Source organism: Cryobacterium sinapicolor, from assembly GCF_004403465.1.
GTDB classification, from domain to species: Bacteria; Actinomycetota; Actinomycetes; order Actinomycetales; family Microbacteriaceae; genus Cryobacterium; species Cryobacterium sinapicolor.
Genome location: NZ_SOGQ01000021.1, coordinates 16,658 through 30,130, shown reverse-complemented (window position 1 = coordinate 30,130; position 13,473 = coordinate 16,658). Strand labels below are relative to the sequence as shown.

Below are 13,473 nucleotides of genomic sequence, written 5' to 3'. Positions count from 1 at the left end.
GACGCCTCCCATGACGCCCATCTGGACGCGTTCGACCAATGGGTTGAGATCCTGCATTCTTTCCTGCACCAAGACCAGCCGCACTGAAGCCTCGCGCCCGCATAGGGTTCCCTTGGGCACCCGTCGAACAGGACCGAGTCACCCCTCCGTTGCACGCCAAGAGGAACCTAAGCGCGGCCGGCTTGCGGCCACGAACCCTGCAACAGGTGGAATTTCCGGGCCCGTTCGCTCGTGCGAATAGATTCGCTCTCGATGTGCGTGCCGGCGCTCACCAAAGTAGACAGAATGAGCGTGAACCAATGTGGGGGAAATGAGCAATACCTTTTGTGAGCGAAGATAGCGACATCATCAGAAGGTCCCGGGCAACACCCGCGGCCTTCGCCGAGCTGTACGACCGGTATGCGCGGGCTGTGTTCCGTTATGCCGCCGGTCGTGTGGGCCATGGCCATGCCGACGACATCATGTCGGAAACCTTTCTTGTCGCGTTCGATAAGCGGGATTCCTTCGACATCACCGTCGGCGACGCGCGGCCGTGGCTGTTTGGTATTGCGACGACGTTGATGCGCAAGCACTCCCGAGTGGAGGCGAAAGCGTGGAAGGGCCTCGTCGCCGACGGTGCTGCGGCCGTGCCTGTGGATGCGATTGATGCCATCGGGTCGCGGATCGACGCGGAAGTCGCAGTGAAAGCGATCGCGGTCGCCTTGCGGAAGATGCCGACGCGCGATCGGGATGCGCTACTTCTATACGCCTGGGCTGACCTCGACTACGAGGGTGTTGCCCAAGCGCTGGGAATCCCCGTAGGAACCGTCCGCTCACGTCTGAACCGCGCACGGCGCACGCTGCGCGCGGCTAGCCACCGGGGCCCGACCCCGGAACTGGAGGTGGAGCATGGACGAAGTGACGTTGCTGCGGAGACTGCGTGAAGACGGGAATCCAACCGACGAATCAATGACGCGAGGACGGGCGGCACTGTTCAACAAGATCAACGCCGCCGCACCTCAGCAGCGTGCGACCACTACCCGGCGCCGCTTCACCCTCGCAGGCCTCGGTGCCGCCGGAGCATTCGCAATCGTGGGGGTCCTCGTCGCCACGAACGTGCTCGGGCTCGGCGGCTGGCGCGGCGGTGCCGACGCGGCCGCAGCTGCCGTTCTCGAACGCGCCGCCGTCGCGGCAATCACCTTCGAGGACGCCCCACTCACCGCGGGGCAATACCTTCGAGTTTTGAGCCAGACAGTGCATGTCACCGACGGGCAGGAGCAGAACGGTCCCGTCATTGCCTTCCGGATCAAGGAGTCGGGTCAGCTGTATGTGCCGGCGGACCGATCCGATGACTGGGTTTGGGTCCGCGAGCCAGTCAGTGTCGTTGATGTACTCACCCCAGGCGGTGAGCAGATGGTGGAGCGCTCCTACCCGTCTGGGGCGCAGGCCGGAGACCCCGAACTGTTGCGGGCACCCTCCGGAGCGTTCTATGGGAACAGCGCAGACAGCCAGTGGGGCGACTTCGCCTCAATGCCACGGGACCCCTACCGGCTTCTGAACCATATTTACCTCACCACCCTCGGCGCCGGATCGTCTGCAGACGGAGAGGCGCTCGTATTCATTGCCGACACGCTTCGACAGGGCACTGCTCCCGCCGACCTGCGTGCCGCTCTCCTCCGCACAGCAGCGATGATTCCCGGCGTCACGATCATCGATGATCAAGCCACCCTCGACGGCCAGACAGGCACCGCCATCGGGCGGGTCGAAGGCAAGAACGGAATCCGCCAGGAGATCATCATTGACCCCACTTCCGGACGCCTGATCGGCGAACGTGAGGTTGCCGTCGTAGCGATACCGGAATCGAGCATCGCCGCGGGCGACGTATGGAGCTGGTCGAGCGTACACACCTCCATCGTCGATGTGGCCCCCGCCGGGGGAACACCGAATGGAGCCAGCGATCTCGCGGGCTGCGTGCCTGGCGAGCGTCCCGGTGAGTCCCACTGCCCGCCAGAGGGCAAGAAGTGATGGAACGCGCGCCACTCATCAGCCGCATCGATTGCGCCGGGACTTACTCGCAACCCATCCCGTTGCCTTCAGAGGCCACGGCCGAGGCCCCGGTTAGCTAGTGAGGTATCGAGCCGGATGCGCCTTCGACGATATTCGAATAGCGCATCCGGCTCCGCGTGTCTGTCAGCCGGCCTGTGAGTGCCACGCCAACCCACAGGCCCGCGTCAGTAACCATGGGCTCGCTCGCGGCCCAAGGCCCGTTCCCGTTCCCGTTGAGGGTTCCCTTCAGGGCGGCAGCGTCGTGGTCAGGTCGATGAAGTAAGCGGGCTCATCATGCCCTCAAGCGGCGGGCAGTGTTCATTGTCGCCGCATGTGATCAGAGAACCTTTGCCTGAACGAGCTTCTGCGGATTCGGCTGGTTTGTCCAAGTGCCGGTGAGTATCTGCGCTTGCCCAGGGTTGTTCAAAGCGTCGAGCCCATTCGAGCCATGCGGCTGGGGTCCTTGAGCGGCCAGACGCCGCGCCACGACGATTCGCAGGGCACCCGCTTCGATGACGGTAGCGCCGAATTCGTACAGTGTGGACACCGTGCCAGCCGACGGTAGCGACGGTACGGGCCCGTCGGTCTTGCCGCTGCCCGCGACGTCGACCGTCGACTCACGGAGGACTCTCACCCCGCCTATTTCGATGTATTGCTTGGCTTGGCCTCCCCCCGTGAGCGCGGCTGTTGCAACCGCCGCCAGATAGGCGGGATCTCCCGTTGCGTCGTACACCCATCGTCGGCCCAGAACGGAATGCTCCATGGTGCCGATAAGCCAGGCATCGCCGCCCGCGAGCGGCGCCCCCCGGTAGGTCAGAGGGACCTGCAGCACTGGCCCCTCTCCGACCCTGACGAGTATGGTTTCGATCCCAACCTCGCCATCGGGATCATCGAAGCGGAATGAACCAACGCTCGCAAAGCTTGAGCCAGTGTTGCCTTCAAACCACGGCTGGGTCGGCGCCCATCCTTCGATGAGCTCGATCTTCGACGGCCGCAGCTCGGCCTTATACAGGAGTGCCATACGGCCGATTCTAAGGGTGCCCTCATACCAACGCTTCGCCCGAAATCCTGCAAACAGCGCTGGCCCACTGCTGTCTTTCCCCGAGGTCCTGTTCGACGTCGTTGAAGGTCAGGGGTCCGCGAGAACGTTCCGCTTCTTAACGGCGGTCCTGTGATCTCACTTGATGAGCTGTCCGTAGGCTCGTGTCATGGATGAATACGTGACGCATCATGTGTCGTGCGGATTGCTCGTGCGCGCAGGGCACGTTTTCCTCGTGCACCGATCACCATCGAAAGCGTGGTTCCCCGATGTCTGGGACCTCCCGGGAGGTCACGTCGAAGCAGGCGAGAGTAGTCAACAGGCCCTCGTGCGAGAACTTCGAGAAGAGCTGGGCGTAGAGATCACCCCACCCGGCGGAAACGCTTTGCTGACGCGTCGAGCAGCTGACGTCCTCCTGGAGGTGTGGAGGGTCGACGCGTGGGACGGCGACATCGTCAATGCGGCGCCCGATGAACACGACGCTTTCGGTTGGTTCAGTTTGGACGAGGCGATGTCTTCAGATCTAGCTGATGATGAGTACCCAGCGCTCTTTGAACAGGTGCTGACCTAATCCCTGTCGGTAGCGGTTCCCCTTTGGGCTTCGGGCCCAGTCGACATGGCACAGTTAGCAGATGAATGTCGATCCGGGACGCCCAAACCAGCTCATCCTGCCTCTGCTGGCAGGGCGAACCGTCACACTGCGCTCGTTTCGCTCGGACGATGCCCCGATGATTCAAGAAGCGTCCGAAGACGACCTGATCCCGACCATTACCAGCGTCCCGACTGACAACAGCGAGGAAGCTGCACTGGCCTTCATCGAGCGGCAGCACGAACGGTTGCACACTCGGACGGGGTATTCATTCGCGATCGCCGACGAGAACGACGTTGCCGTCGGACAAATCGGGCTCTGGCTGGAACATGAGAATCACGGACGCGCGAGCGTCGGCTACTGGATTCGACCCTCAGCTCGAAACCGCGGATACGCCGCCGACGCGATCGTCGCGGTTGTCGACTGGGCTCGGACTCTCCAGCAGCTACACCGGCTCGAGCTATACGTGGAGCCCTGGAACGAGGGTTCCTGGCGTGCCGCTGAACGCGCTGGGTTTGAACGCGAAGGCCTCCTGCGCTCATGGCGGCAAGTTGGCGGGGTGCACCGTGACATGTTCGTGTACTCCCTGATCACCAAATGAGGTTGGTCCGTCAAAGGTTGTGCTTGAGCTTTGCTCCCCATCGGGGGAATCTGGGCCGGATCTCCGCCCAGCTCGTTTAAACTCCCGTCCATGCCCGATATCCGAATCGTTCAGGCCGGTCCCGAGTCCGCTGAGGACATAGCTCGCATCCATGTAGCAGCGCGAGATGCCTACTACTCGAAGAGTCCTCGGCTGCTGGCGGTTCCCGGTCAGGAGTGGGACTACGAACCTGTGTGGCGGAACCGTCTCAGTTCGCCCGAACACACCGTCATGACGGCCTCCGTGGCTGGCCACCTCCTTGGCTTCGCCGCGATGACTGCTACGACCCTTCCGGGTGGTGCGGGGGCCGACGTTTTCGAGTTGGTAGGTCTGTATGTGGATCCGCAGGCCTGGGGTCGGGGAATCGGTAGCCGACTCTATGAAGCCTTTGAGACCAAACGGTTGGCCACCGATTCCGCCGCTGCCGTCCTCGAGGTGTGGAGCGAGAACGACCGTGCGATCCGTTTTTACACTTCTCGGGGCTGGCAGCCAGACGGTCACGCACGGCCCGCACCCGAAGGAACGACGTTCATTCGGATGCTCCTGTCTCAACTCGAGCCCCTGGAACCATCGAACGACCGCTGAGGAGCACCATGGCCATTGGCGCCGCGGATAAGGTTTCGCTTTCACTCCGCAATTAGGCGGAGGGGCGTCGCCAGAGTCTCGCGGAGATGCCGGTGCTAAGGGCGACGAAGACGGCGGCTGCCGCAGCTGTGGTGAGGAAGGTTGAACTCACGTTCCAGCTCTCGACGAGGAAGCCGCTGAGCGCGCTCCCGGCCGCGGCACCCACGTTGTGAGCGGTGTTCACCCACGTTGTTGACTCGGTCTGGCGCGTCGCCCCACCAAAATCGTTGGCCGCAAAATACGCCACGATCATGACCGGCGAAAGGAAGAGTCCAGCGGCCGCGATAACCAGTCCCAGGGAGATCGTCGACGTCGCGAGGCCAGCACCGGCGGAGGCCATGATCAACAACATCGCCAGGATCACGAGTTGGCGCTGCGAGGACACCGTGATGTTTAGAGCCCCGTAGACAAGGCCTCCAACGGCGCTGCCGGCCGCGAACAGGGCGAGGACAACCCCCACCGCTACCGCATTACCGAGGGTGGCAATCATGGCCGGGACCGCAACATAGACGGTGCCGACCACAAGGCCGGCTGCCAGAACGGGCAGGAGCAGCGCGATGAACCGCGGCTCTGTGAGCAAGGGCGCAGTGCCAGCTGCGTTCGTGCTTGACGCGTCGACCGGGGTCGCGGCCATCGCGGGAGAAGACATCATCAGTACGGTCCCGACCAAGATCAGTGCGGCAGGGATGAGTAGGGCTGTACTTGGATGAATGATGACCAACAGCAGTCCCGACAAGGCCGGGCCGGCGAGGTAGAGCAACTCCTCCAGGACTGCGTCCAGACTCAAAGCCTTCTTCAGGAGGACTGGAGTCGGGGTCAACGACGCCCAAGCGACACGCATCGTCGGGCCCAAGGGCGGAGCGAACGCGCCGAGGAGACCGGCCACGGTCACGCATAACCAGACTGGTGCGCCCGAGCTCGTGAGCAGTGCGAGAGCGACCAGGCTCAACCCGAAAACGCTGCTGAGTAAGAGGAGGACTCGGCGGCGACCGAATCGATCGATGAGGCGGGCTCGGGCTGGTGCAAGGAAACCGGCACCAGCCCCGTAGGCGCCGACTGCGATACCGGCAGCGGAAAAGGACTGAGTCGCTTCTTCAACAGCGAAGAGGAGAGGCAGACCGACGAGAGGATAGGCGAAGCGTCCGGTGAGGGCGCTCGAGAAAACAAAAGGGACGTGCTTGAGTCTGAGAACATCCGCGTAGGTTGCGGACAGAGTCGTTGCGGGCATGGTTGAGCTCCGTGAGAAATGGCGCGGCTTTTTCGCGCAGTGAATGAGGACCTGCTAGCTGAAGAAGTCAGCCCGGTCTTCAATCACAGATAGGGAGCATGCCGCAACGATAGCGGACGGGTGGCCAGACCGACGTCCGCCCTCCAACACTGACCGACCTGCCTGGCGAGCGGAGATGTCGCGCAGACCGTTCCATTCGAGGGTTTGCTCTTCAGCGGGGCGGCTTGGCTTAGATCACCGTTAGCGTTGCGAGGTGACTACCTCATCGTTACGCCCTGTCCTAGTTGTTCTCCGCGGCAACTCCGGGTCTGGAAAGTCGACGGTCGCTAAGGGCGTGCAAGAACGATTCGCCGCCGGCGACTGCGCACTAATTGAACAAGACTATTTTCGTCGAACGGTGTTACGAGAAGGCGATGTTGCCGGTGCGCTCAACATCAATCTGATGGAACAAGCAGCAACGACATGTCTGAAACGAGGGCTCGTCGTCATCATCGAAGGCATCCTGAATGCCACACGCTACGAATCCATGCTGAAACAAGTCAGTCTCGAGACAACGGGGGCCAGCCTCTTCTACGCCTACGATCTCACCCTCGCGGAGACGTCGAGCCGGCACATCACGCGTGCGAAGTCAGTCTCGTTTGGCAGTGCCGAGATGAAGGACTGGTACCACGGCTGGCAGCCTCTGACTTTCGTCTCAGAAGGGCGAATCGATTCGTCATGGGCTGAGAACGCGACCATAGACCGGATAGCAGCCGATATCGCAGCGGCACGAGCAACCGGTCACTAGCGTCCTCGAATTTTCCGTAGAGGGTTCCGCTGCTGCCGGACTTCAGTCAGGCCGCGACGGCCGGGTCTCTCGTGCCAGACTCGCTCGATGGACCAGGCGGCAAGAGACACGGAACTAGACACCATCTTGATCGGTGGTCGTGAGCAACGGGCGATTGTCATCGTCGATTACGACGACACATGGCCCTCGAAAGCAGCTTCCATGGCTAAGACGATCCAGGATTCCTTGGGCCCGGCTGCGCTGTCGGTCGAACACATTGGTTCGACCGCAGTCTCTGGATTGGCGGCGAAACCGGTGATCGACATGCTGGTTGTCGTGGCCGACGTTGACGACGAGCAGTCCTACCTCGTGCCAATGGAATCCATCGGGTTGCGGCTCCGTGTCCGAGAACACGGCCACCGGATGCTCCGCACGGCGGAGTTGGACTTCCACGTGCACGTTCTTCCGCCAGAGACCGCTGATCAGATCGACTACCTCGACCTCCGCGACTGGCTCCGGGTCAGCGCGGCAGACCGTGCACTCTACGAATCCACGAAGCGGACGCTCGCGGCGAACAAATGGAGCGACATGAACCACTACGCCGATGCCAAGAGTGCCGTCATCCAGCAGATACTGACCCATGCACGCAACTGGCGAGCAGGACAGCCCACCAGCTGAACCGTCCCCAGGGAAACACGTCCCGGCGAAGGTTCCTCGGTGGCACCGTGCATCAGCCCCAGCGAGCCGCGCTGGCGACTGTAGGCGAAGTAGCCAGACTGTTGTCATGCTCATTGATCACTGGCCCTTCGTCGGCTTGCGCCTGAACACGGATCGACTCGAGCTTCGTCTACCCACCGATGAGGAGTTGACCGAAGTCGCGTTGGTCGCCGCCGGGGGCGTCCACCAGCGCGATGAACGCCCCTACCTGACGCCGTGGACGGACCTATCGCCACCCGAACGCACAGTGCATGTCATGAAGCAGCATTGGAGCCGCCGAGGCGACTGGAGCCGAGACGCGTGGACCCTGGAACTCGCAGTTTTCGACGAGCAGCGACCCATCGGCATGGTTGCTCTCAGAGGGCGTGAGTTCCCAGTTCTTCGCGAAGTCAAGACGGAATCCTGGCTCGGCCTCGAACATCACGGTAGAGGCCTGGGGACCGAGGCACGGTCCGCGCTTCTGCACCTCGCCTTCGTCGGCCTCGAAGCCGACGCTGCCTTGTCCGAGGTTTTCCAAAACAATCCAGCGTCACAAGGTGTATCTCGAAAGCTCGGCTACGAGCACGATGGTATCTCCAGGGATGTACTCGATGGCCGATCAGTTACCTCAGACCGACTGCGTCTGACACGTCAAGTGTGGGAAGCGGGGCCGCGTCTCAAGGTGACGATGAGTGGCCTCTCGCCCTGCCTACCATTCTTCGGTGTGACACCTGGCTGACGAACCTAGACAATCCGTCACGGCCGTGGCGGCGAGGTGTCACCGTCGTTCCGCAAGATTGTCCTCCGCTGAACGCGCCGCTCCCCGTTCGGCGTTTTATCCGTCTGACCACTGAGCAGTAACCTGCTCGTATGGGCGAGGAAGAGCAAGAACTCACCGGGGGCAACGCCTCAGGCACCGTCGTCCAAGTCGGTGGCACCGTGCGAAAGCCCTGGATCGAAAACACCGCTGTCGTGCAGAGCTATCTCGCTGTGCTCCGAGCACACGGGGTGGACGCTCCTCAACCGCTCGGCCGCGATGAGTCCGGTCGTCAATCGGTCGAGTATGTGGAAGGCAGCATCGCGCTAAGCCAGATGCCGCTCGGAACCGATGAGCTGCGGCAAGTCGGTCGAATGATTCGGCATATCCACGACGTGAGTGAATCCGTTCCCATTCCCGACTTCACGGATTGGAAGATGCTGCTGCCAGTCGAGAATCCGAACCTGATGTGTCACAACGATCTTGCACCGTGGAACCTGGTCATCGGCGATCGCTGGGTCTTCATCGATTGGGATGCGGCCGGCCCGAGCACCCGGCTGTGGGATCTGGCCTACGCCGCCCAAGCCTTTGGCATGCTCATCAACGGTGAACCTGTCGAGGCGGCAGCGTCAAGGCTGCGTGCTTTCGTCGACGGGTACGAGGCCGACGCCGTACTCCGTGAGGCCCTTCCGGTAGCCATGGCGAAACGGACCACGGCCATGTTTGACCTGTTGCGCAACGCAAACGAGACCGGACACCAACCGTGGGCCAATATGTACGTCAACGGCCACGGGGACTTCTGGCGTGACGCTGCCGAATACGTCACCCGAAACCAGACGGTTTGGGAGCGAGCCCTCTCGCCATCGCAATAGGCGTCCGAGACACGGTTCCCTGTCGAACACTTGCCAACAGGCGCCAACTACTCGTCATTCGTTGTGCTTTACTCGTGACATGGCAGCACGGTTGTTGTTACTGGTCGGGATTGCGGCAGCCGTCATTGGACTGTTTGGGACGGTTCTGTATTTGTTCCAGCCCTGGCGAACGTGCCCTTACGACGATTCGCCGGCAGCGTGCGCCATGCTCCCCGGCGATGCGGCGGTGATGGCGGCCGCATTCGCTCTCCTGTGTGTCGGCGTCGTGACCGTAGTCATCGCGCTCATCGTTCGAACTCAGACCCAGAGCCGAAGCTCGGTCTGACCAGGGCCCGTGTGATTGCGCTCGTGAGCGTGGACCGATAGACCTTGGTTGGGCGGGCGGAGCTTGAGTCCTGCGACCAACGGATTATGAGTCCGCTGGTTGATCGTGACGCGTCGCTATGCTCAACGAGCTTCGCTAGACATGGCCTTTGGCAAGTGGAGCACGGATGTACATCCGTGGGGCGGCCAGTAGATTCGACCTATGAATGAAGAACGTGACCAGAGCGACCTGAACGTCTATGGTGCCGAAGACTTCGAAGAGCTCGATGCAATCTTGGCCGCCATTGACCGGGCTCTTGACACGGACGGGTAGACAACCAGCAGCGTCTAGAGCCGCACCAGCCCGCACTCTGGGCACCGCCAAAGCGTCGCGGTCATCCCATCGGCCGGCTCCATGCGCATCAAACAAGCCGGGCAGTTAGGGGTATCGAGGTCATCCATGCGCGGAGTCTCGCACCGCGGGGCCATGTACACCAGAGAGACCCTGCGCGGCCTCACTAAACGGTTCTATTGCACGCTGAGCAATCGTCGATTAATGAGTAATTTCTGTCGGGGAACGGTGTTGGCCACGCTGTTGACCTGGCGGGAGCGTCCCCGCGGGTCTCTTCGTCGGACCCTTCCGCCTACAGCTCGATGTCGACAGGCGGCATCGACGCAGGAACGATCCTGGCGGTTGTGTCCTTGCGGCGGTAGAGGTGCCCTTGGTCGGGGTCGCAGTCGCGGAACGGCCCGTTGTTTTTGTCGAAGATCACCGCGGCATGGCGGTCCCAGTGGTTGATCCACCAGGACGACACGGCGCCGGCGTCACCGTCCATGACACTGGCGTCCGCTTGCATGCTGGCCTGCCAGAGGGCCTTGAACCGGGCGACGACCTCGGGGTGTAGCCACCATTGGGTGCACCACGGTGTTGGTTTGGTGCCGACGACTTCGACGGTGGCGAGGTGCCCGGTCAGCCAGTCGAGGAACATTTGGCGGACGTCGACCGGGTCCTCTTCAGGGCCGGTCGAGTCGTAGTCGTCGTGCTCAGCCATGGGCTGCTACCTCCGCTGTAGTGGTGTCGTCGGGAACCGCGACCGGTGCTGGCCTGGGGTTCGGTGTCCTGGTTGGGGTGCGGTTGATGGTGGTGGTGAGGGTTTTGTCGCGGAACCAGGGGACGGTGTTGACCATGACGGGGCGGCATTTGGAGCTGAAGACGATGGCGCGCCATTCGGGGAGGGAGCCGAGGGCGGCGATGTCGAGGGTGTTGACCTTGCGGGTGTTGGTGGAGGTGGATTGGTGGCCGTCTTTGCCGGTGGAGCTGCCGTAGGTGATTTCGTCGTGTTCGCCGATGAGGGCGGCCAGGGAGCGGAGGAAGTCATCGTCGCCGGACCCGCCGCCAAAGACCCGGGTGGCGGCGGCGTCCCAGAGGGTCTGCCAGCCGTCTTTCCCGAACGCGTCGATCGCTTGGGCGCGGGATTGGAAGTAGGAGTTGAGGATGATGCCCATCGACCCGTAGAAGGAATACACCGAGGGCAGTTCGGGCCAGCGGACGATGTTCGCGCACTCGTCGAGCTCCATCACCAGCGGGACCGGGAGGCGGCCGCCGTTTCGCTGCGCAGCGGTCTCGGCGGTTTTACAGATGGCGCGGATGAGGGCGGTGAGGATGGCACCGCCGGATCCTTCACCGTCTTTGGACAGGAGCACGAGGGTGTCGGTGCTGGTGATGAACGCGGCCGGGTCGAACCGGCGGATCCCGCTTGTGTCAGTCCAGGCGAGGAGGTCGTCGTCGGCGAGGGCTGACGCCATCCGCTGCGCGGTGGCGTAGACGCTGCCCTTGGTTTTGTCCGGCCAGCTCAGGATGCCCTCGATGGTAGAAGACGGCCCGGTTTTCCCGTGGCGGGCGAGGATCTGCTGCACGTCATACCCCTCAGCCCGGGCGATCCACGCGAACACCTGGGACAGGGGTTCCTGCTCGAGGGCGGCCGCGTAGAAGAAGTACGCGAGCATGTCCCGCCCGGCGGTATCAAACTGGGAATCACCGCCCCGGTCGGAAGCCTTCCGAGTCGAGGCCTCAAAGATCGCGGCGAGCTCCCGTGCGTCAGCGGCGCTGCGAATGTAGTCGAGCGGGTTGAACACGAAGTCAGGCTGCGGGTCCAGGCGGTAGATGCGGTTGGGGTCGAAGATGAACGCCTGCCCGTGGTCGGCACGGCCGGCGAGGGTTTCGCGGACGCCGTCGACTTTGTTGGAGGTCATGATGGCGGCGCCGGGGGCTTCGAGCATGTGCCGGATCACGAGCGCGGACGTTTTGCCGCGGCCGGTGCCGAACACGTATACGCCCAGGTCTCGCCACCCCTGATACACCCATCGGTTCCCCCGTCCGACGAGGCGGCCGACCCGCTCCCCCGCCGGCAGGTTCACCGCGGCTGGGTGCAGCTGCGCCGCTTCCTGCGCCCGCAGCTTTTCCCGCAGCACGGCGGACTGCCGGGGCGTGGCCAGGTGCCGCAGCGCCACGTTGTTGCGCTTGGTCGAGGCCCATTGGGCCTGCTTGGCCAGGATGAACGCAAACAAGGCCACGGCCAGGACCAGGGCGACCACGCTCGTCCAGGTTGCTGCGGGCGGCCACGGTGCGTCCCGGAAGAGGAAATCCCCGGCCAGGGCGGCGGGGTTCCACGGGTAGGTCGTGCCGGTGGGGGTGATCATCGCGCCGACGTGCACGGCCACAAGCAATGCCAGGGCGGCGAGGAGGGCGAGGACGCCGGTCATGATGCGGGCTTTCCAATCGATCACAGGGTTCTCCTTGCCGCCACGAAAACGGTCCGTCGGTCAGTCGGGATGGCGCGGTGCGCCCGGGATTCGGGCATCAGTTGCTGAGTTTCATGGGGTCGGTGCTGTTGGGGTCTACGGCGATGTGGACGTGGTTGCAGTCGTCCCGGAATTGCTTCATCGACAGGTCCAGGGTCACGCCGGCGTCGGCGCGGCACTGGTTCTGGCCGGCTCCGGACCCGGCCGGCATTACCGGGCTGAGCGCCTTGAGGAGCTTCAGGGCGTTCGCGTCGGCACCGGTGGTGGGCATCCGATCGAAGGAGTAGAAGTCGACCGCGTGGCCGCCACCGTTCGCGGAGTGCGGAGAGGAGAGGCCGGAGCCCAAAATCTGGCCGGTGCAGGCCCGGTTGATGTCGGAGATCCCGACGGCGTCGAACATGTTCGTGGCCATCGTGATGACTTGCAGGATGCGGGTGTCAATGCCGCAGTTCGGGCGAATCTCGCCGTCGGCGATCCACCGGATCTCGCGCAGGTGATCCGGCGACAAACCCGTGATGGTGCCCGCGTCGATCTTGACCACCAGGGCCGCCGCCAACGCCCGCGCGTCCCTGCCAACGCCGGCTGCGCACGCTGCGTCCCCGGTGGTGAGAGCCGTCACGACCTCTTTCGCCTGGTCGTAGTAGGTCGTGTAGTGGTTCGGGTCGGCGTTGATCTGCACGGCGTGCGCCGCCTGGGTGGGCGCCAGCGTGTCCCAATTTGGGACAGTGACGAGGCGTTGGAAGAAGAACCCGGCGGCTTGGCTGGGGTTCATGCGCTCAGCTAGGGTGCCCCAGGTGTCGCGCTGTTGGAACAGGCCGCGGGAGTCAGGTCCAACAGCGTCGCCGTAGCTGAGGTTCCGGAGGGCAGATTCGCCCATGGCGGTCATGACTGCAATGGTTTGCCCGTGCACGTTGACGCCCGCGGTCGCGCCGGCGTTCATGATCAAAGCAGCATTGACGAGCTGGTCGCCTTGATACCCGGCGACCGGTGCGCGTTCGGCGGCGCCCTGCGGGTTCGCCGCCACAGCGGCGCAGGCCCCGGTGCCGGGGCCGCCGCCGGTGACGAGCAGCAGCCCGGTGAAGAGGACCACGAGCAGGAGCACCAGCCCGGTGACGAGTATGCCTTTCTGCAC

Annotated in this window: 15 protein-coding genes; 10 read left to right on the top strand and 5 right to left on the bottom strand. The window is 63.3% G+C overall.

What is annotated here, in order from left to right:
• The first annotated feature begins 326 nt into the window (after positions 1–326).
• Together E3T28_RS04960 and E3T28_RS04955 are read left to right on the top strand one after the other, a co-directional pair.
• Positions 327–923: an RNA polymerase sigma factor gene (locus E3T28_RS04960; RefSeq protein WP_241979168.1), complete on the top strand. Its 597-nt coding sequence runs from the start codon at positions 327–329 to the stop codon at positions 921–923.
• A gap of 25 nt (positions 924–948) precedes the next feature.
• Positions 949–2,004 carry a CU044_5270 family protein gene (locus E3T28_RS04955; RefSeq protein WP_134428521.1) on the top strand — a complete coding sequence of 352 codons (1,056 nt, stop codon included), beginning with the start codon at positions 949–951 and terminating at the stop codon, positions 2,002–2,004.
• Between the two features lie 358 nt (positions 2,005–2,362).
• On the opposite strand, the gene E3T28_RS04950 is transcribed toward E3T28_RS04955, so the two are convergent.
• Positions 2,363–3,046: a CG0192-related protein gene (locus E3T28_RS04950; protein WP_134428519.1), complete on the bottom strand. Its 684-nt coding sequence runs from the start codon at positions 3,044–3,046 to the stop codon at positions 2,363–2,365.
• Between the two features lie 187 nt (positions 3,047–3,233).
• Between E3T28_RS04950 and E3T28_RS04945 the strand changes: the two genes are divergently transcribed.
• The 3 genes from E3T28_RS04945 to E3T28_RS17720 all read left to right on the top strand — a co-directional run bounded on the left by E3T28_RS04945 (position 3,234) and on the right by E3T28_RS17720 (position 4,878).
• The gene (locus E3T28_RS04945) at positions 3,234–3,635 is read left to right on the top strand and encodes an NUDIX domain-containing protein (RefSeq protein WP_134428517.1); all 402 of its coding nucleotides are present in this window, start codon (positions 3,234–3,236) and stop codon (positions 3,633–3,635) included.
• Positions 3,636–3,696: 61 nt separating this feature from the next.
• A complete protein-coding gene (locus E3T28_RS04940) occupies positions 3,697–4,254 on the top strand; it encodes a GNAT family N-acetyltransferase (RefSeq protein WP_134428515.1) in 558 nt (185 codons plus the stop codon).
• Positions 4,255–4,344: 90 nt separating this feature from the next.
• Positions 4,345–4,878 (top strand): GNAT family N-acetyltransferase, encoded by a 534-nt coding sequence (locus E3T28_RS17720; protein WP_134428513.1) that lies wholly within the window; start codon positions 4,345–4,347, stop codon positions 4,876–4,878.
• Between the two features lie 52 nt (positions 4,879–4,930).
• Here E3T28_RS17720 and E3T28_RS04930 read toward each other — a convergent pair whose 3' ends face one another.
• Positions 4,931–6,145, bottom strand: coding sequence for an MFS transporter (locus E3T28_RS04930; RefSeq protein ID WP_134428511.1), 1,215 nt, complete (start codon positions 6,143–6,145; stop codon positions 4,931–4,933).
• A gap of 253 nt (positions 6,146–6,398) precedes the next feature.
• Here E3T28_RS04930 and E3T28_RS04925 point away from each other — a divergent pair, with 253 nt between their 5' ends.
• The 5 genes from E3T28_RS04925 to E3T28_RS04905 all read left to right on the top strand — a co-directional run bounded on the left by E3T28_RS04925 (position 6,399) and on the right by E3T28_RS04905 (position 9,561).
• Positions 6,399–6,932, top strand: coding sequence for a zeta toxin family protein (locus E3T28_RS04925; protein WP_134428509.1), 534 nt, complete (start codon positions 6,399–6,401; stop codon positions 6,930–6,932).
• Between the two features lie 87 nt (positions 6,933–7,019).
• Positions 7,020–7,589 (top strand): GrpB family protein, encoded by a 570-nt coding sequence (locus E3T28_RS04920; protein ID WP_134428507.1) that lies wholly within the window; start codon positions 7,020–7,022, stop codon positions 7,587–7,589.
• A gap of 106 nt (positions 7,590–7,695) precedes the next feature.
• A complete protein-coding gene (locus E3T28_RS04915; protein ID WP_134428505.1) occupies positions 7,696–8,346 on the top strand; it encodes a GNAT family N-acetyltransferase in 651 nt (216 codons plus the stop codon).
• A gap of 131 nt (positions 8,347–8,477) precedes the next feature.
• Positions 8,478–9,236, top strand: coding sequence for a phosphotransferase (locus tag E3T28_RS04910; protein WP_134428503.1), 759 nt, complete (start codon positions 8,478–8,480; stop codon positions 9,234–9,236).
• A 79-nt stretch (positions 9,237–9,315) separates the two neighbouring features.
• The gene (locus E3T28_RS04905; protein WP_134428501.1) at positions 9,316–9,561 is read left to right on the top strand and encodes a hypothetical protein; all 246 of its coding nucleotides are present in this window, start codon (positions 9,316–9,318) and stop codon (positions 9,559–9,561) included.
• Between the two features lie 622 nt (positions 9,562–10,183).
• Here the strand turns inward: E3T28_RS04905 and E3T28_RS04900 are convergent.
• The 3 genes from E3T28_RS04900 to E3T28_RS04890 all read right to left on the bottom strand — a co-directional run bounded on the left by E3T28_RS04900 (position 10,184) and on the right by E3T28_RS04890 (position 13,473).
• Positions 10,184–10,591: a DUF4913 domain-containing protein gene (locus E3T28_RS04900; protein WP_134428499.1), complete on the bottom strand. Its 408-nt coding sequence runs from the start codon at positions 10,589–10,591 to the stop codon at positions 10,184–10,186.
• A complete protein-coding gene (locus tag E3T28_RS04895; protein ID WP_134428497.1) occupies positions 10,584–12,326 on the bottom strand; it encodes a type IV secretory system conjugative DNA transfer family protein in 1,743 nt (580 codons plus the stop codon). Before E3T28_RS04895 ends, E3T28_RS04900 begins: the two co-directional genes overlap by 8 nt.
• Before the next feature lie 73 nt (positions 12,327–12,399).
• Positions 12,400–13,473, bottom strand: a complete 1,074-nt coding sequence (locus tag E3T28_RS04890) for a hypothetical protein (RefSeq protein ID WP_134428495.1) — start codon at positions 13,471–13,473, stop codon at positions 12,400–12,402.